Consider the following 18,512-nt stretch of genomic DNA (forward strand, 5'->3'; position numbering starts at 1 on the left):
TCATGGTATTTTTCGTTGTTACTGTCCTCGCAGCGTTTCCAGATGTTCCCTGAGTTCATCCGCCCTGGTGCTCTCCGGCGCCAATTCCAGATAGCGTTCGTAGGCTGTCACAGCGCCAATCGAATCGCTCCATGCCTCAAGGGCTCGCCCAAGCAGCAAGTAGGTTTCCGCTTCCAGCGGCGCCAGATCGACCGCCTTTTGCAGGTGGTGTGCTGCCACGTCAGGCTGGCCGGTCTGGCGCAAAGCCTCGCCCAGCAGTCGCCGGGCCCAGTAGCTATCAGGTGCCTGTATCACAGCGTCGCTGAGAACCTCCGTGCCTTCGCCCGTTTGCCCGGTGATCAACAACTGTTCGCCCAGGCGGATCATGGCCTCGACGTCGTCTGGTGAGAGGTTGAGAGCGTTGCGGTAGGCTTCGATGGCACGGTCAGCATTCCCATCCTGTCGCCACAGGTTGCCGCGGTCGAGCTCGAAACGAGACCTGGCGTTCTCGTCTGCTGTGTTTGAAGCAGCTTGCGCCAGCAACTGGTCGGCCATCTCCGGGTCATTGTTTGTTCTGTAGAACCTGGCCAGGCTCGCGAGGGCTGCCGGGTTTTCTGGCAAACTTTCAATGCCGAAATCACCAAGTTGTGCCGCTCTTTCCCTCGTTGGCCGCCACCGGTAGACATTCAAGTTCGGACCAAAGGGAATGCGAAGGGCATCCGTTTGCTGTAAAAAGGAGTTTACCTCATAGAAGCCGGAAACTACCAAAATCCATCCGCTGCTGCTCTTGCGAACCGCATCCTCAATCTCACCAGTCTCATATTGCCAGCCCAGTCGGTCCACCCACTCGGGCGCGTAGAATCGCAGGTAGTTTTCCGCTTTGATGCCGGGGACAAGGACAACCTCATCATCCCGGGCATTGGACGTTACGAAGTCCAGCGCGCCGCGCCAATCCTGGTCTGTCGAGCTGTAGCGGGCCTGGACAATCGGGGTCAATGGCAGGATCAGGATAGCGGCAAAGAGCAGAGCAGCGGCGGTTTGCATCCCGCGGCGCCGGCGGGGACTCTCAATCTCCGTGCTGATCCAACCGATCAACGAAGCTCCTGCCTGTGCAACCATCAGCAGGTAAAAGGGCAGCAAAAAGAGCAGCTGACGCCCGGTAAAAAAGTAGTTCAACTGATTCAAAACCAGGACGATCACCACGGGGGAGAGAATCAGGAGCAGGGTTGCCAACAGGGTTCCTGGCCTGGTTGGTGGCCGCAACAGGCCAACGGCGATGCCCAGAAGGGCCAGGATGCCGTATAGCCAGAGCAGCCATGGTTGAAACAGCTCGGGCAGTTGCCACGCGTCGCCGAAGACAAGCCCGGCATGCATGGCGTGGATCAGATCGGCCGTCAAGATCGGGGGAGTGGCCCGCGGCGTGCCTGTCTCCCGCAGCACTGCCAGATAAAACCAGGGTAGAAAGGCGACAGCCGCAATCAGACAGCTTAGCAGAAAATGAAAAACGATTTGCCAACGGCGCCCTGTCTGCTGATTTCTATCAGGGACTCGAAAGGTGGGATAGATCAACAGCACCATGCCCTGAACCAGCACCACCAGAGGCATGAAATAATGGCTGTAGAGCCCGGCGATCACGGTCGCCGTATAGATAATCCAGCCCAGTTTGTTGTCTCGCCGGGTAGCCACAACCAGGGCCAGAGAACTGCCAACCGCCAGGCAAGCGAACAGCGCATAGAAGCGTGCTTCCTGGGAGAAATGAAGGTGAAAGGGGGATATAGCCAGCAACAGCATGGCCAATAAACCGGTCACGTCATCAAAAAGGACGCGGGCCAACTGGTAGGTGAGCGCCAGAGTCAGGGTGCCGAACATGACAGCGGGCAGGCGCACCAGGAATTCACTGTGGCCGATTTGCAGGGTTAGCCAGGTAAAGAGGTAATCCAGCGGCGCCGCGCCATGATGACGCTGGGCACCTGTCAGCGCTTCCAGCAGGCCATTCATCGACTCCGAGGCCTGGCCCATCTCGTCCAGCCAGAGGCTGGCAGTTCCCAGCTGATCCAATCGCAGGGCAAAGCCCAACAGCAGAATAAGCAGGGGCGCCAGCCGGCCCACGGCCCTCCCCAGACGCTGTCGATCCCATGAGAGAAACGCTGTTGCCATTTCAGGGGTTTGGGCTCGGCGCCATGCCCGTTGAACCAGGACGCCCCAGAGAATCAGAACAGGCAACGACTTGGTACTATGGTAGAGAGCCGCCTGCCAGAAGAGCCAGAATTGCTCAGGGTCTTTGGGGCCGGCCACGTCGAAGAGCCAGAGCAGGGAGGGGGCGGCTACCAGGACCCAGACAACGGCCAATAGCTTTCTGGGGAAGTCCCGTTTGAGCCAGAGCAGGGAGAGCGCCGGCAACAACATGACATAATGATGCTCCCAGACATCCCGGTAGATCAGAAAGTAGGCCGCGATCCACAGAGCCAGGCCTTCCACCGGATCGAAGCGATCTCTCCAGCCGTCGATGGCGGCAGCAGAGCGACGAAACAGTCTGGGAATGACGATCTCGACCGGCGCGAAGGTCACCAGCAGACTGATCAGCGCTATCGTCCCTACCAACAATTGAACGATCCATACACCGGCCGGAAGCGTTGGCGGCAATCCTGGCAGCGGCTCTCGCAAGAGGAGGAAGCGGCGAAGCACAGCCATCAGGAACGCGTGTAACCCGAAGTTGCCTGCATGGGCACCCAGATAGGTGGGTGCCTGAAAATTTCGTGAGAAAACCTGCCAATCATCAGGGCGCTGCAGAAAGTAGGGCAGGGTGGTCAACAACAGCACCATGAGCCCGATCAGCAGAGTTCGCCAGGCCCTCAGTCGAACGACGAGGGGTGTAAACAGGGCCGAATTGCTCTTCCAAACCAGCGAGAGGATCCATGCACCTGAAAATGACAGAGACTCCCAGCCCTGCTTCTGATAGATCGCGGTGCCGTCTCCCTGATCGGATCTGTGGTCCTGCGCTGTACGAAACAGGCTGGCACCCATGATATAGAAAAGGGTTACCATAACCATGCTGAACTGCCCCATGAAGAGTTCCATGTAGAAGGGAGTAAAGGCCAGCCAGCCAGCCGCCACGATGGCGAACTGACGGGAAGTCCCGGCCAGTCGCCAGCTCAGCCACAGGTTGAACAGCAACAGCGCCTCGACGACAATAAGCCACAGCCAGTAGGCATCGGTTGGTCGAAACTGGGCAACGACGGGGCCAAGGGTGTAGGCAGCGAAGGGGATGTAGCGGTAGGGATATAGATAGGGCACTACTTCCTGCCAGCCGGTGGCATCGTAGATACTTGTCCCCTGGAGCGCATGGGTGCCTGCCAGGTAAATGGCGTAGAAATCAGCGCCCTGGCCTCGCCGGTGCAGGGCATCGTTGAAGAAGATGTTGAGAGATCCTGTGAAAATGGAGATCCAGAACAGCAGATGGACTGCGACAGCAACGGCGAGCAAGAGGTAGGGTCCGTATCTGGAAAACCAGCCGGCTTCTCCTGGTGTTTCGGCCGCGGCAAACTCCTCCCGGCTTTCCGTTGCGCTGGCGCGAAGGATTGCCTGTTCGATCATCACGGGCTCGCCACCTGATCGGTCCAGGGCACCAGGGCCAGGTAGGCCGGACGGGCGAAGTGTTCGCCCTGGCTGAGCAGTTCGATCTCCACTCCTGAGCGGGCATCGTTCGAAAGGGGCACCTGCACAGTCTGCCAGCCGTCAGATCCTCCCACCACATCCACGAGTTCTCCGTCGACCGATACCGCCAGTTCGACGCCTGGCCAGTCGCGGTGCAACAACTCGATTGCTAACGGGCCTTCACCAGAGGGTGCCAGCCGCACCCTCTCTGCTACGCCGGGATCCAGGCGCACAGTGGGACGGGGACGGGTGCTGGCATCTGCCATGGGCACAAAGTAATGGACTGCCGGCAGGGCGTTGCTGATGATCCAGGCAACGGTTGCAGGTTGTTCGCCGGCTGTTCCCTGCAGTTCGAGCAGTACCAGGCCCGACTCGTCAGGTGTCAGTTGTAAAGGGATATCCTGCCAATCTGCCAGCTCGCCCTGCAACTGGGAAACGAGTTGTCCATTCACCAGAACGTCCAGGGCGCTGTCCGGAGGCAGGAACGCGTGCAGAGAAGCTTCGGGATCACTGCCGGGCTCGAAGATGAGTTGCTGGGAGAATACTGTGGGCTGATCGCCAGTTTTCCACCAAACCGCCTCACGCGTCTCGCGTGCCTGGGAGGGTCCGAGTCCTCGCTGGAAGACGAAAGCACGAAATTCGTCTTCTTTCAGGATCGCTGTCGGCTCATACCGTTGGCGAAACCAGGGGGCTTCGACCAGGTTGTAAGGAACGGCGTCGTCATCGGCCGCGAGCACGATCAGGTCGGGCGCGTAACGCTGGATCGACCAGACCATCTTGTTGTAGGGCGCAATCTCGAGGTGGGCGATATCGGGCTGCATCAGGCCTGAAAAATCGGCGATTCTGCAATCGCTGATGTAGCCCATCAGGCCTATCTCGGCCATGCCCACCAGAGGACCGCCGCCGGCCTCGTTGCACATCGCCCGAAGTGCCTCGCCCGTCTGTCGATAAACATGTTCCCGAACGCGTAAATCGGGCCCGGGCCCCCGGATCAAGTAGCGCATGGCGAGCGGGATCGGGCGAAGAACCAGGGCCAGCAGGACCAGCGCGCCCACCCAAACAGTCGCGGTTGCCCAGCGGCTGCGGCCTAAGCGCTGACCTGACCAGGCGATCAGGGCAACCACGCCGTCAGCCGCCAGCAGGGCTGGTACAGATGCCAGGGGCACGTAGTACCAGAAATAGCTGCGCACGTCGAGCCAGGTGTGCGCGACGATATAGAGCAACGTCCATAACAGCAGAGGCAGGCGGTCCTCTCTGCGCCACCAGAGAGCGGTTGCCAAACCGAGCAGGGCCGCGATCGCGGCCAGCGACTGAATATCGAGCCAGAGAGAGGCCATGTCGAGCAGCCGAGCTCCCCAACGAGGAACCCCACCGCCCAATCCCTGGGTTGTCTTGGCCGCCAGGGTGTTGGGGATGGGAGATCCGTAATACAGCCATGAAAAGATCACCCAGGGCACGGTCAGGATCAAACCGACGGCCAGGGCGCGCCATGGCACTCGCCGGCGGGTGGCGATCCAGTGCAGTCCGATACTGAGTCCCACAAGGATGCCGTCAGGTCGAAAGAGAAAGGCGAGGGCGGCCGCAACGGCTGTTACCAGCAACCACGAGTCACCGGTCCCCCTCCTATCCTGTTGCAGGGCGCGCCGGTAGGCCGCAAAGGCAGCCAGGATCGCAGCCACATAAAGGGGGGTCTCCATGCCGAGGGCACTGGTGAGCGGTGGAAAGGTGAGGGTCAGTGAGACGGCAATCAGCGCTCCAAGGGCAGATAGGGCAGTTCGACCTGTAAGGCCCCAGCGATCGCCCAGTTTGGGGTAACGATCCACCCTGCTGAGATCGATCAGACAGGCACCGGCGAGAAAAACACCGACGCCGCTCAGGATCAGACCGAGAGCGACAAAATCCTGGCTCAAAAATGAAAGTGCAGCTAATACCAGCGCATAACCAGGGGTCGTGATGCTCAAGACTGCTTCGCCCGGGTTGAAGACAAAACCATGGCCGCTGGCCAGATTGCGGGCCACCCGGTAGGTGATGTAGGCATCGTCGACCAGGCCCAATCGCTTGATGTAGGCCAGATTGAGCAGGGTGAGGATCAGCAGCATGAGCCATGGAAGTGCCTGAAGCAACAGGCGCAGCCAGGGCGCGCCAGACGATGTGGCCGCGCTGGAATCAGGACTGGCTTGTATTGTTTCGCCGGAGGGAGGCACCAGGCTAGCCATTGGCTTCTCTCTCCTGCATCACTTCCCGGTAGACTGCCAGGGTTTCGGCTGCGCAGCGATCCCAGGAGAATCGGGCTGCTCGTTCCAGGCCTCTTTCTCTAAGCTCGTTTGCCTGGTTGGGATCCCCCAGGACATCGGCCATCGCTTTTGCTAGCGCGTCCGTGTCGGTAGGATCAACCTGAACAGCAGCGTCGCCTACCACCTCCGGCAGCGATGCTGCGTTGGAGCAGACGACCGGAGTGCCGCAGGCCATGGCTTCCAGGGGAGGCAGGCCGAATCCCTCGTAGAGCGTCGGAAACACAAAGAGTGAAGCCGCGCTGTAGAGGGCCGGAACATCGTTGTCGTCCACATAACCGGGAAAGATTACCCGGTCGGTTAGCCCGCGCCCCTCGACAGCCTCGAAGATGTCACTCTCCCGCCACTGGGCTTTGCCGGCGACCACCAGTTTGACCTGATCGAACTGGGGCAGGTGTGCCACGGCTGAGAACGCCTCGACCAATCGCGCCATATTTTTTCGGGGCTGAAGATTGCCCAGAGCCAGCACAAAGGGTGAGGGACCTGTTCCATACCTTTCGCGGACAGCATCCAGGGCCGACCTGTCGACCACCGGCTTGAAGTGATCGGCGGCTGCCTCGTAGGTGACGGCGATCTTCTCAGCCGGTATCCCGTAGCGGTCCATGATCTCCCGTTTGGCGTGTTGGCTGACAGTGATGACGCGGGCTGCCCGGCGAATACTGGGAGGTACCAGGGTTCTCAGGATGGCCTGATCTCTCGGCGAGAAGAATTGGGGATAGCGCTCGAATGCAATATCGTGAACGGTAACCACCGTAGGGCAGGGGGTGATTGGAGGGGCATTGTAGGTCACATGAAGCAGATCGAACCGGTGGCGCCGTGCTGTCAACGGCAGGCTCAAGGGGATACGCAGAAGAGCATTGCCGGGACGCAAGGTTCTGATCTCGGCATGGGAAGGAAGGCTGGCCAGACGGGTGCGAAGCCGTTCAGGATGGGGACTGAGCAGGGAGAGCCGTACTGGATCCAGGTCGCGCGAGCCTGCTTCCTGAGTGATTCGAAGCAATCCACGCACCAGGTTCAGCGTATAGGTCTCGTTTCCCGTTTCGTTTTCGCCCACCATGTGGGCATCAATCGCGACATGCATGTTAGGGATGGGCACCTGCTCAGAAATTGAATCGCTGCAGCGGCGCTAAAGGCCCGATGAGTTTCTTTTGAATCATAGCAGGGAAACCGGGTTGACCGGAGGTGTTGGCTCAGACCGCGGCTTCAAGGCTTGCCGAATCACTCCTGTATAAGCGCGCCAGTTTTCCTTCCAGCGATTCCGTTGGGCGCCACTGGTCAAAACAATCATGCCCGCACTGACGGAGGCACGAAATCCCATACCGACAATCGTAATCGCCCGCACGGCAAGCTCGGTGGTTCGTCCCTCGAATTTGCCAAAATAGCGAAAATGGGAACGGAATCCCAGGGGCAACAGGTCGCCCCGGGCTTGAGCAACGGCCTGTTTGCCGTGGTGAACGACCTGGGCATCGGGCGTGAAAAAGATGCGATAGCCCCGTTCCCTGGCGCGCCGACACCAATCCAATTCCTCGACGTACATCCAGTAGGCCTCGTCGAAGGAGCCTACCTCATTCCAGACCTCGCGACGGATTGCCAGCGCGCAACCCTGGACCCAATCCACCTCCAGCTCTGTGTCCCGGTTGAAACCGCCCAATTCCCGACGCGCGAATAAGGGACTTCGAGGCCAAATCACGCTGAGGAAGGCCGCCTCACAGAAAAGATCCCATAGGGTGGGAAAGCGAAACGAGGCCGCTTGCCAGGAGCCATCCGGATTCAGTACATTGGGACCAACAGCCGCAGCCTGCGGCTTATTCCGCAGAAAGGTTGCAAGGCCGTTGAGGGCGCCGGGTAATAAATAGGCATCCGGATTGAGCAGAAAGAGATTGTGGCCGTTTGACCGGGTGATGGCCTGATTGTTGGCGGCTGCGAACCCCAGGTTTCGTTGGTTCGCGAGCAGTCGAACCTGGGGAAACTCGTCCTCTAACATGGCGATGCTGCCATCGGACGAAGCATTATCGACGACGATGACCTCCACCGACAATCTGGCAGAGCTGCCATGCGGTTGTCCGCCGGAGCAGGGCCTCGAATCCGACAGGGTGCCATCGGGATCGACGATCGTCACGTCTGGCTGGGAGAAAATCGAGCTCAAACATGCTCTCAGCAGATCCCGGGTGTTCCAATTGACGATGATGATCGAAAAATCGGGATCGGCACCTTCTGTCACCTCGCCTGGTATCATAGCTTGAGTCAGCCTTCTGCTCTCTTCGGTTCAACGCTGGCCGGTCTGGCGTAGGCGTCCAGGTGGAAGGCGAAACCGGCCATCAGCCAAAGGTAACTGGCAACCAGGAAATTCTGCATCAAGGGTGTGACAGTGAAAACAGCCAACATGCCGATCCATGCAACCAGCGCCACCTCGGTCAGCATCTGGGCTTCCAGATCGCCGCGTTGCTTTTGTCGTTTTCGAAGGCGCCAGAGTGTTGCAATCAGAGACAGAAAAAAGAGCATCAGGAGCAACATGCCGAAGATGCCCATCTCCATACCGAATTGCAGATAGGTGCTTTCCGTGTGCTCGATCTCCAGCGGTATCTCTGATTCTCTCTGAAAACGCAGCGCTCGCGGCCCTGCCATGCCCATACCGGTGCCAACGGGGTTCTCTGTCACGAAATTTACGGCATATACCAGGGAGTCCACATGTCCGAGTGCGGCAGGATCCTGGCCCGTGAGACCGCGCCAGACCCGTTGCCCAAATCCTGAGACCACGACACCGACCAGGGCGAGGATGATCAGTGCCACCAGGCCGGCCATGACCAACTTATTGGAGGTGATCTCGCGCCAGGTACGTTTCAACCCTCGATCGTAAAGATAGATGGCTGCGCCGGCCAGGATCGAGGCGCCAAGGGCCACGAGTCCGCCACGGCTATAGGTCAAGAGCAGACAGGCGCCATACAGCAGGATCAAGGCAAGCAACGGCAGGGTGCTGCCCAACCGGTAGCGGGACCGCAGCGACTGGTTATCCCCCGCCACCTGGCCCTGCTGCCCCATGTAGAGCAGGGCATAGCCACACAGCAGGATGAACAGATTGAGATAGATTGCCAGCTGGTTAGGACCGGTAACGGTGGAGATCGCCCGGGGGCGGGGCTGGGCATCCCGCAGGGCTGTTTTGAAGGCAAACGGCAGGTTGCCGAACTCATCCACGTAGCCGAGCTGTACCATGGTGGCAAAATCGATAAACAGAGCCTGGTAAATGCCGTAAGCCGCCACAAGAGCTGCCACCAATGCCAGCACGATCAACAGGCGTCGAAGGTCCCGTCTCGAATAAGGCATGAGGCGAGCCAGGAAAAGCAGAGCGATGGGTTCAAAGTAGTTGCGGAAGCCGAAAACACCGATCTCACCGGTGGCAGCCACAACGATATAGGCCGCCGAAAGCAGCGCCAACGCCACTAACCAGAGGTCAAAATGGTAAACCTTGTAGCGAATGCGACGCTCCGGTTTGGTGAGATGCTGCAGAATCATGACGGCGAACAGCAAGAGGATCAGACCCTCTTTCCACAGGGAGAACAGGGTAATCCGGCTGGCCGCCCATCCCCATTGCCAGGTGAGGATTCGCTGAATGCCCTCGTGGAATGGCAGTAGCACCACCAGTGCGCCAAGACTCCCAAAGGGGTAGCGCCATGTGATTACAAGGCTGGCCAGCGCCACCAGGACCAGCACCGCCCACATGGGATTGAGAAATATCAGAACCGCGAGGATCGCCAGGCCCAACAGCAGAATCGTCGGCCAGAGTAGCGCCCTGGGTGATTGTTGTCCGGCAGAGGTTTGCGAGGTCATTGTTCGTCGCTATTGTACGTAACCAAGGCCGCGCAGGCGCTCGTCGATCAACAGTTGCTGCCCGCTGTCATAGTCGGTGCCCGACCCGGTCTCACCTGTTCCCTGGGCAAAGTGTACCGGATGCTCAGCCAGCCAGTCCTCCTGGAACGCTTCTGCCAATACCCGACCATCCATATCATCGGGCACCTGCAGCCCAAGGTAGTGAAGTATCGTCGGTGCCAGATCCCACAGGATGCCCTCCTGGAACTGGGAATCGGGGTGGATGCCGGGCCCTGACAATACGAAAATACCGTGAAGTCGATGGCCACCGTTGTTAAGGTTGGGGCTCAGTGGCCGGACCGGTGGCGGCGCCTGACCTGCCTGTGGCAAATAGATGCCCCGGATGACGCGCGTTTCTTGCCAGCGGATAAGGATATCGGGCGATTTGTGCAGGTTCGGCCCGTGATAAACAGCTTCCCTTCTGATTGCCTGCTTCAACACCGGCTCATGATCCTGCAGGTCGCGGCTGGCATGGAGTTTTTCGATGATCTCGTCGCGCAGTGCCTGGTACTGCGATGGCGGCACGATGCCACCCGGCTCGCGCCCTTCCAGGTTTATCCACAGATCATCTCTGGCGCCATAGGCATAGGCCCGGGTTCGGCTCCAGTCGATGTTGCCAAAGGTCATGGCCATTTCCATCCGCTCACGGACGCCTGGCAACAGTTTCACCAGCTTGAGCTTGGCATCCCGGGAAAGATTGCGGTCCACTAAATCATATCCCCACCTGAGTGGCATCATGGCGAGCTGTTCGATCTTTTGCACCAGGCCTGTTTCAAGTCCCGCTTCATCCACGTAGTGCAACAGGCCGATGCTGGCAAGCCAATCGTTGAGGTATTCTGCACCCCGTTGGTTGAACCCCCCGCCGTGGTCGCTCATCAGCATGATGGCAGCGTCGGGCGCCAGCGATGACAGTTCTCCCACGATTCCGTCCATGCGCCGGTACACCCGCTCGATCGTGTCTCCGAAGCGAACGGCCTCGACGGGATCGTGTTCCGGGTGGGTTGGATCCATGTCCTTCCAGAAGAAGTGGTGAGCGGCGTCGGTGGCGGTGAAGGTGACGTGGAAGACATCCCAGGAACGGCTGTTCATCAGGTAGCTTACGTAAGCCAGGCGTTTTTCAGCCGCCTCGAAGATGGCCTGTTCGGCCAGATCGCGTCGCCCCATTTTCATGTAGCTGGGAATACCAGGCTCTATGATATAATCGCCAACGTTGGCCTGAAGTTCCTGGATCAACTCTGGTGGGTAACTGAAATTCGGGCTGTCAAGGCCAGGAGCGTCCAGGCCTGCCAATATTACTCCCTGGACCGTTTCGGCGGGATAGCTCATGGGCACATTTACCACGCCAACTGTCTTGCCTGCCTGGCTGGCGAGGCGCCACCAACTCTCCCCCTGGCGAAAGCCACCGTTGAGATAACGTTTGTTGTAGGTGCCCTCGATCCGCTCGTCGAAATAATAGATCCCGTGTTTTCCAGGATTTTTGCCAGTGGCAAAACTGCTCCAGGCGGGGGCGCTGTTCTGATTGGGAACCGAGCGAAGGCGCGCGCTCGACCCGGTTTCGATCAACCGGGCGATGTTTGGCAGTTTGCCCTCCGATATCCACGGAGTGATCAAGTCGAAGGTGGCCCCGTCCAGGCCGATGATAAGGAGTCTTGGTCCAGATGACATAGATGGTTTTCCCGCAATCTGGAAAAAGGCCCAACCGGCGGCATGGCCTCCCTGCCAGGATAAACAGGCCCGAATTCCAGACAAACGGAGGCGACACGAATATGCCTCCCTCGCAAGCCTTCATTATAGCCGCGCCTACGGGCTGGGACAAGCTTTGAAGAACCAGTGATCAACCAGCGTTTTGCCACGCAACCATGAGATCTGGCAATCCCGGGAAAACATGGGTTGGCGGCGGGTTGGCCGCGGCGAATTCCTCCGCCGTCGTGATGCCAGTCAAAACCGCTGCTGTGCGAAGACCCGCTTGATGCCCTCCCAGAATGTCGGTCTCATAGCGATCGCCCACCATGACAGTCTCCCCGGGATGCCGGCCGATGCGCTCCAACGCCTGAAGGAACATCTCCGGCTGCGGTTTACCGATGAAAACGGGGCTGACGTCGGTGGCCGTTTCCAGCAGAGCGATGATCGACCCGGCACCCGGCACGATTCCCCTCTCCTCGGGATAGGAACGGTCGGGATTGGTACCGATGAAGGGGCAGCCGCGCCGAATTGCCAGGGCAGCCTCTGCCAGCTTCGGATAGTTGATCGCCAGGTCCATCGAAGCTACCACCAGATCGGTCTCCCGGTAATCATCGACGATTTCATAGCCAGCGTCCTGCAGGGCAACCGCCAGGCCTTCCATTCCCACGATCAGGATTCGACTCCCGGCCGGATAGCGGTCGCCGAGCCATTGGGCAGTGGCCTGCGCCGATGTGAAGATATGCTCCGGCGCTATGGCAAAGCCCAGCGCGGTCAGCTTTTCGGCCATGTTCCGGGGTGTGCGAGTGGCGTTGTTGGTCAGCAGGAGATAGGGAGTGTTGCTATCTGCCAGGAGGGTGAGAAACTCTTGAGCGCCGGGCAAGGGTTGCGCGCCGCGGTATAGAACGCCATCGCCGTCCAGCAGGAAGGCTTCTGCGGAAAAAGAGTCTCGGTTTACAAGTGAATTCAAAAGGTTAGAAGTCATTTTTGATGGATTCCACTGGCTTTCGAGAATGCTTGAGTTTGGCTTGCAGCATCACAGGGCCATTCAGGTACTGCAAGATGAAACGACTGGATATGAGTCAAAAAAGGGCCTGGCTAATCGGAGGTGGCGTTGGACGAATCTTCCGCCTCGGCGGCCTGCTGAACCTCTGCCAGATCAGCTTCGACGTCGCAGGCAGCGGTCGCTACGGCCCAGGCTACCAATCCCCAACTGCCGGCGGAAATCCCCAGTGCCAGAAGAATGCTCAATGGATTGAGGGGAACATTGCCTCGCGCGATTCCCACAAGGGCCAGGACCAGGGCCAACGTTGCGGCGGCCAGGCCGATTTTGACCGGGCCTGAGAAACGCCCAAGGGATGACCTGTTCGAACTGTTTGCTGTGCTCATTGAAGACCTGTCTAATAGTCAATAACCGATTGTCAATTGTCAATGGAGGCGTCGGGGTCGCCACGTTCTGCCCATGGGAAGCGGATCTGGCAAGAATCGACCTCGTCCAGGTCGAAATCCTCGGGAGCAGGCAGCGTCTCACTGTGCAACAGGAGGTATTCCTCGTAGTTCTCCGGACTCCGACTCAGTTGCACGCCGGGCCCACGTATCACGAAAAAGACAGCATCGCCGGAATTGACACCTAACACATCCATGACCTCGGGGGGCAGGACGATCCGGTTGCGGGTACCGACTTTCGCTACACGTATGCGCATTTTTTGCCTCCGTTGTACATTGCAGGCGTCAGGAATCCGGCCTTAGATCGTGTACGACCAATTGAAGCCGTCGTTGGTTATTCCAGATGTTTTCATCCAGCGAGTAGACCAGGTCCACGCGGCTTTTCAGGTGTCCGAACCAATGGCCCTGGCGAAATGCGATGGCGTCCCAGATTTTTTGGCTACGCGGCCCGGCCTCCGGATCACTGACCGACAGCTTGAGGTGGGCGCCTTCGCTGCCTACCTGGCGCGCCCCGCGCACCTGCAACCCCCGGCTTAGCAGCAATGGCTGAGGATTGAGGATTCCCGTTGGCTCCAGTTGCTGTAATAATCCCCAGGTGGCCCAATCGAGGTCGCCCAGGAGGACCTCTTTGTCGATAACGAGACTCGGTTTCAGGTCCCTGTCCGCCAGTTCTTCGGCCGCGATATCCTGCAACATGGCACGGAAAGCGTCCAGGTTGCAGTTCTCGACGGTAAAGCCGGCCGCGGCAGCGTGGCCGCCATGGCGGACCAGCAGGCCCGCTTCGGCGCAGCGATCTAGCGCTTTGGTGATATTGAATTCGGGGATGCTGCGCGCGCTGCCCCGGCTGCATTCATCGCCCAGTTCCAACACAAGGGCTGGCCGGTAGTAGGCCTCTGCCAGGCGGCCCGCCACCAGGCCGACGACGCCTGACTTGAAATTCTTCTCAGCCACCATGTAAAGATAAGCGTCCGAATCCCTGGCCTCGATCTGCTCTTGAGCCTCTTTCAGAGCCGCCGCGGTTAAATCCTGGCGCTGCCGGTTGAGTCCGTCCAGTTGCAGTGCCAGTTCCGTTGCCCTGAGCACGTCGTCTGTGCTGAGCAACTCATAGCTAAGCATAGCGCTATCGATCCTGCCAGCCGCATTCAGACGGGGTCCTATCACGTAGCCGATCGTGCCGGAGGTGACCTGGCCGGGCGCGATGCCGGCCAACGACATGATCGCCTGCAGGCCTGGCCGGGGCGCTTGATTGATGCGTTCCAGGCCACGACGAACCAGCCAACGATTTTCGTCGAGCAAGGGCGCCAGATCGGCTACCGTGCCAATAGCCACCAGATCCAGCAGGTCCCCCTCGTCCAATGTCACCGTCAGGTCATCCCGAATCGGAACCTGGTGGTGGGAGCGCAGCAGCGCCTGGGCAAGCCTGAAAGCAATGCCAACGCCGGCCAGCCCCTTGAACTCGTAGCGGCAGACAGGTTGCTTCGGATCAAGGGCAGCCAGAGCGGGTGGCAACGCTGGACCCACCGAGTGATGATCGGTGATGATCACATCCATGCCCAGGCTGTTGGCGTAGGCGACTTCGTCTACCGCCCGGATACCGCAGTCAACCGTGATGAGAAGATCGCATCCTTCGCCGGCCAGTTGGGTCAGGGTGTCCTTGTTAAGCCCGTATCCCTCGTCCACCCGATGGGGAATGTAGGGTTCTACCCTGGCTCCCAGCGCGTTGAGCGTTTGCACCATCAGAGCGGTAGCCGTGACGCCATCGGCGTCGAAGTCGCCATAGATAACGCAACGTTCGCCGCGGCGAATGGCGTCGCGTATGCGCGTCACAGCTTGGCTCATGCCCGCCATTTGAAAGGGGTTTTCCGCACGTGCCTCGCCGTCCAGGAAGGCATCGACTCTATCAGAATCGGTTATCCCCCTGTTGACGAGCAGCTGCAGGATCAAAGGAGGCACATGGGGCAAACGGGCCAGGACTTCTTCGGGAACCGGGTCGGGAAGGTTCCATTGTTTTTCTTGTAGTTTCATGGATTGCATCAGGTCCGGATGGCATTTCGCCAGTGTATGGACAGATTATAGCCTACGTCGCAAAAACGGGCAACGTGGGTATGATATGATCATTGACTCTGCCGCCAACTCGTGGTATAAATTAGCACCATCTAAAACAATGGTTGATCCGCGTGCCAGGCGTTCCTGCCTGCTTTGGGTTGTGTGGAGCGTGCGGCGCAGCCGGGTGTTCAGGCTTGAGACTGACACTCGTTTTGAGAAAGGAACCGGGGCGACAAGATGCGACAGATTGATACCAGTGCCGAGCGTGAACAGCTGGAAAAGGAAAAGCTGGAAGTACTCGACGACATTGAACACATTCGCGAGTGGTTGCAGGGTGAAGTGGATGCAGATGTTGACGAGGGCGATCCTGACCTGGCGGAACGGGAGAAAAATCTTGCGCTGCTCGTGGCCATGGAACGGCGGCTCGAGTCCATCAATACTGCCCTGCGAGCCATCGAAAAAGGCCGCTACGGCATCTGCGAACGATGCGGCCAACAGATCGATCCCGCCCGGTTGGAAGTTCGACCCGATGCAATCATGTGCCTGGATTGCCAGCGCGAGATTGAGCGCATTGCCAAACGTTCATCCCACCAATACAGCCGTTGACATCACACCCTGGGATCGGAGAGAGTAAAGTGGCTGACGTTCACGTTTCCAACCATCCATTGATCAGACACAAGCTCACCTTGTTGCGCGATAAACGCACCGAGCCGAAGAAATTTCGCGAGCTGGTGCGGGAGTTGGCCATTCTACTGGCATATGAAGCTACGCAGGACCTGGGGGTATCCTCCGCCACCGTTGAGACTCCCATGGGCCTGGCAGATGGGCATGTACTGACCGAAAACATCGGTCTTGTACCGGTGCTGCGGGCCGGTCTCGGTATGGTCGAGGGAATCTGGGAGATGATGCCCTCCGCGGAGGTCTGGCACATCGGACTCTATCGCGATGAACGCACATTGCGTCCCGTCGAGTACTACAACAAGCTGCCGGTCGCGCCCACCGTTCAGGTTTGCCTGATCCTGGACCCGATGCTGGCGACCGGCGGATCGGCTTCCGCGACGGTCGATATCCTCAAGAAATGGGGCGCTCAGCGGATAAAGTTTGTGGGCATCATTGCTGCTCCCGAGGGCATTGAAAGGCTGTCCGGCGCCCATCCGGATGTGCCGATTCATCTGGCAGCGGTCGACGACCGGCTTAACGAGATCGGCTACATCGTGCCTGGCCTGGGCGATGCTGGCGACCGGCAGTTCGGGACCGGGTGATTGACTCCGCGCGATGCTTCGAGAAGTCAAATGGCTGAGATAAGTCACAAACGTCCCCCATGGAACGACTATTTCATGGGCATTACCTTTCAGGTCGCCAGGCGCAGTACCTGCGATCGAGCGCGGGTAGGAGCGATCGTCGTCAAGGACCGTCGGATACTCACCACGGGCTACAACGGATCGCCGGCCGGTTTACCCCATTGCGACGACATCGGTCATTTGATAGTGGATGGGCACTGTGTACGAACACTGCATGCCGAGCAAAATGCCATCATTCAGGGAGCTCAGCATGGGGTCACGCTGCGGGGCGGCACTCTCTACGTTACCCACCAACCCTGCCTCACCTGTGCCAAGATGATCATCAATGCAGGGCTGGTACGGGTGGTCTACGCTGGACACTACCCGGATGAGAACTCGGTGGCATTTCTGGCCCAGGCGGGCGTCGCACTGCAGAAATATGATGGGCCTGTTGAGAACAGCGACTGAACAAACCGTTTCCGTCACTGCCCCAGTTGCAGCGCTCCTGTCGTTTGCAGTCAGTCGTCGCAGCAATCGATGCGCCGTTGACGGCGCTCCAGGCGCCATTTTCGACGTTGTTCCGCCTCGAGATAGCGGCGTTGTTGGGCGTCGGTTTCCGGTTCCAGAGGTGGCACCGGCACCTTGTTCCCGTGCTTATCCAGGGCAACGAAGGTCAGATAGGCGGTCGCCGTGTGCCGCCGTTCGCCAGTAAGTGGGTTCTCCGATTCAACCTTGACGCCCACCTCCATCGAAGAGCCGAACGCCCGATTGACCTGGGCCTGCAGGACGAGCACCTCTCCCACATAGGCAGGCGCCAGGAAATGCAGGTCGTCCATGGAGGCGGTCACGGCGACCTGGCGTGCATGTCGCATGGCTGCCACGCCGGCACAGAGATCGATCCAGGCTGCCACCTGTCCACCAAACACCGTGCCCAGCGGATTGGCATGGGATGGCAGGATGATCTGGGTCGTCTCCACAGCGGATTCGGATGCTTTCTTTCCAACGTTTGACATAGTTCCGCACCTGTTACCTTGCCTACTTGTCTACCTGTCTACTTATTTACTTGTCTACCTGTCTACCTGTCTACCTGTCTACTTGTCTACTTATCTACTTATCTACTTATCTACCTATCTACCTGTCTACTTATCTACCTCCCCATCACTAACCAAGACGAACCCAGGAGAAAAAAGCGATGCGAAAAATCGTGGAATGTGTTCCAAACTTCAGTGAGGGCCGCCGGCAGGAGGTGATCGACGCCATCGTGGCCGCGGTCGCTGACGTGGATGGCGCGTCGGTCCTGGATGTCCAGAGCGACGCCGACCACAATCGCACGGTGGTGACCTTTGTCGGTGGACCGGAGGCGGTGTTGGAGGGCGCGTTCCAGGCTGCCCGGCAGGCCGCCCGCTTGATCGATCTCGACGAGCACCAGGGAGAACATCCCCGCATGGGTGCCTCCGACGTGATCCCCTTCATCCCGGTACAGGGAGTTTCCATGGCGGACTGCGTCGATCTGGCAAAACGGCTTGGCCAGCGGATGGGGGAGAAACTGGATATCCCTGTCTATCTCTACGAAGCGGCGGCCACCCGTCCGGCGCGCAGGAACCTGGCCAATGTGCGCAAGGGGGAGTACGAGGGAATCCGGGAGTCGATCGGCAGCGATCCGGCCCGCGAGCCTGACTATGGCCCCCGTCGTTTGGGGCCGGCCGGGGCGACGGCGGTAGGCGCCCGGCCCTTTTTGATAGCCTTCAATGTCTACCTGAACACCGATGATGTGGAGATTGCCAACAGGATTGCCAAACGGATTCGTCATTCCGGTGGGGGACTGAGATATGTCAAGGCACTGGGCATGTTGGTAGAGGGGCAGGCCCAGGTTTCCATGAACCTGACCGATTTCCGCAGGACTGCCATTCACACGGTGGTGGAGATGATCCGCCGCGAAGCGGCGCGCTACGGGGTTCTGGTAACCCATAGCGAGTTGATCGGCATGTTGCCCCAGCAGGCCTTGCTCGATGCCGCCCAGTGGTACCTGCAGTTGGACGGTTTTGGGGCGGAGCAGGTGTTGGAGAATCGGCTGGGAGAATAATTACTGGAGTTACGCAGTCTGCATACTGAGTGCGACCGAAGGGAGCGATCGAAGTGTGCGAACGGGTCAAATGACATCCTGAGCCTCGCTAGCACGCCAGCACGTCAGCAGACGATGCGTGAGCTAGGCGGTGCGTGAGCTACGCCAGCAGGCGGTGCGTGAGCTACGCCAGCAGGCGGTGCGTGAGCT

15 protein-coding genes are annotated in these 18,512 nt (G+C 59.2%); 4 read left to right on the top strand and 11 right to left on the bottom strand.

Annotated features, from left to right (window positions below; genetic code table 11):
* Positions 1-18 precede the first annotated feature (18 nt).
* The 10 genes from U9R25_08825 to recJ form a co-directional block, all read right to left on the bottom strand.
* Positions 19-3,573, bottom strand: coding sequence for a glycosyltransferase family 39 protein (locus U9R25_08825; GenBank protein ID MEA3335996.1), 3,555 nt, complete (start codon positions 3,571-3,573; stop codon positions 19-21).
* Entirely contained in the window at positions 3,573-5,849 is a 2,277-nt protein-coding gene (locus U9R25_08830; protein ID MEA3335997.1) for a hypothetical protein, read from the bottom strand. The genes U9R25_08825 and U9R25_08830 overlap by 1 nt, the downstream gene beginning before the upstream one ends.
* A complete protein-coding gene (locus U9R25_08835) occupies positions 5,842-7,005 on the bottom strand; it encodes a glycosyltransferase family 1 protein (GenBank protein MEA3335998.1) in 1,164 nt (387 codons plus the stop codon). The genes U9R25_08830 and U9R25_08835 overlap by 8 nt, the downstream gene beginning before the upstream one ends.
* A 72-nt stretch (positions 7,006-7,077) precedes the next feature.
* Positions 7,078-8,160, bottom strand: coding sequence for a glycosyltransferase family 2 protein (locus U9R25_08840; GenBank protein MEA3335999.1), 1,083 nt, complete (start codon positions 8,158-8,160; stop codon positions 7,078-7,080).
* 8 nt (positions 8,161-8,168) lie between these two features.
* Positions 8,169-9,749 (bottom strand): O-antigen ligase family protein, encoded by a 1,581-nt coding sequence (locus U9R25_08845; protein MEA3336000.1) that lies wholly within the window; start codon positions 9,747-9,749, stop codon positions 8,169-8,171.
* Between the two features lie 9 nt (positions 9,750-9,758).
* A complete protein-coding gene (locus tag U9R25_08850; protein MEA3336001.1) occupies positions 9,759-11,453 on the bottom strand; it encodes an alkaline phosphatase family protein in 1,695 nt (564 codons plus the stop codon).
* A 169-nt stretch (positions 11,454-11,622) separates the two neighbouring features.
* Positions 11,623-12,453 (bottom strand): HAD-IIA family hydrolase, encoded by an 831-nt coding sequence (locus U9R25_08855; protein MEA3336002.1) that lies wholly within the window; start codon positions 12,451-12,453, stop codon positions 11,623-11,625.
* Between the two features lie 113 nt (positions 12,454-12,566).
* Positions 12,567-12,857, bottom strand: a complete 291-nt coding sequence (locus tag U9R25_08860) for a hypothetical protein (protein MEA3336003.1) — start codon at positions 12,855-12,857, stop codon at positions 12,567-12,569.
* Between the two features lie 32 nt (positions 12,858-12,889).
* Positions 12,890-13,171, bottom strand: a complete 282-nt coding sequence (locus U9R25_08865) for an AbrB/MazE/SpoVT family DNA-binding domain-containing protein (GenBank protein ID MEA3336004.1) — start codon at positions 13,169-13,171, stop codon at positions 12,890-12,892.
* A gap of 28 nt (positions 13,172-13,199) precedes the next feature.
* Positions 13,200-14,939, bottom strand: a complete 1,740-nt coding sequence (gene recJ / locus U9R25_08870) for a single-stranded-DNA-specific exonuclease RecJ (protein ID MEA3336005.1) — start codon at positions 14,937-14,939, stop codon at positions 13,200-13,202.
* A gap of 258 nt (positions 14,940-15,197) precedes the next feature.
* On the opposite strand from recJ, the gene U9R25_08875 reads away from it, so the two are divergent.
* Genes U9R25_08875 through U9R25_08885 form a run of 3 tightly spaced genes read left to right on the top strand, consistent with a single transcriptional unit; the run spans position 15,198 to position 16,708 of the window.
* Positions 15,198-15,566: a TraR/DksA C4-type zinc finger protein gene (locus U9R25_08875; GenBank protein MEA3336006.1), complete on the top strand. Its 369-nt coding sequence runs from the start codon at positions 15,198-15,200 to the stop codon at positions 15,564-15,566.
* A gap of 29 nt (positions 15,567-15,595) precedes the next feature.
* Positions 15,596-16,222 carry a uracil phosphoribosyltransferase gene (gene upp / locus U9R25_08880; GenBank protein MEA3336007.1) on the top strand — a complete coding sequence of 209 codons (627 nt, stop codon included), beginning with the start codon at positions 15,596-15,598 and terminating at the stop codon, positions 16,220-16,222.
* A 30-nt stretch (positions 16,223-16,252) separates the two neighbouring features.
* The gene (locus tag U9R25_08885; GenBank protein ID MEA3336008.1) at positions 16,253-16,708 is read left to right on the top strand and encodes a cytidine/deoxycytidylate deaminase family protein; all 456 of its coding nucleotides are present in this window, start codon (positions 16,253-16,255) and stop codon (positions 16,706-16,708) included.
* Between the two features lie 50 nt (positions 16,709-16,758).
* Here the strand turns inward: U9R25_08885 and U9R25_08890 are convergent, their stop codons facing one another.
* The gene (locus tag U9R25_08890; protein MEA3336009.1) at positions 16,759-17,253 is read right to left on the bottom strand and encodes an acyl-CoA thioesterase; all 495 of its coding nucleotides are present in this window, start codon (positions 17,251-17,253) and stop codon (positions 16,759-16,761) included.
* A gap of 179 nt (positions 17,254-17,432) precedes the next feature.
* On the opposite strand from U9R25_08890, the gene ftcD reads away from it, so the two are divergent.
* Positions 17,433-18,323, top strand: a complete 891-nt coding sequence (gene ftcD / locus U9R25_08895; protein ID MEA3336010.1) for a glutamate formimidoyltransferase — start codon at positions 17,433-17,435, stop codon at positions 18,321-18,323.
* Positions 18,324-18,512 lie beyond the last annotated feature (189 nt).

Source organism: Chloroflexota bacterium (assembly GCA_034717495.1).
Lineage (GTDB): Bacteria > Chloroflexota > Anaerolineae > JAAEKA01 > JAAEKA01 > JAYELL01.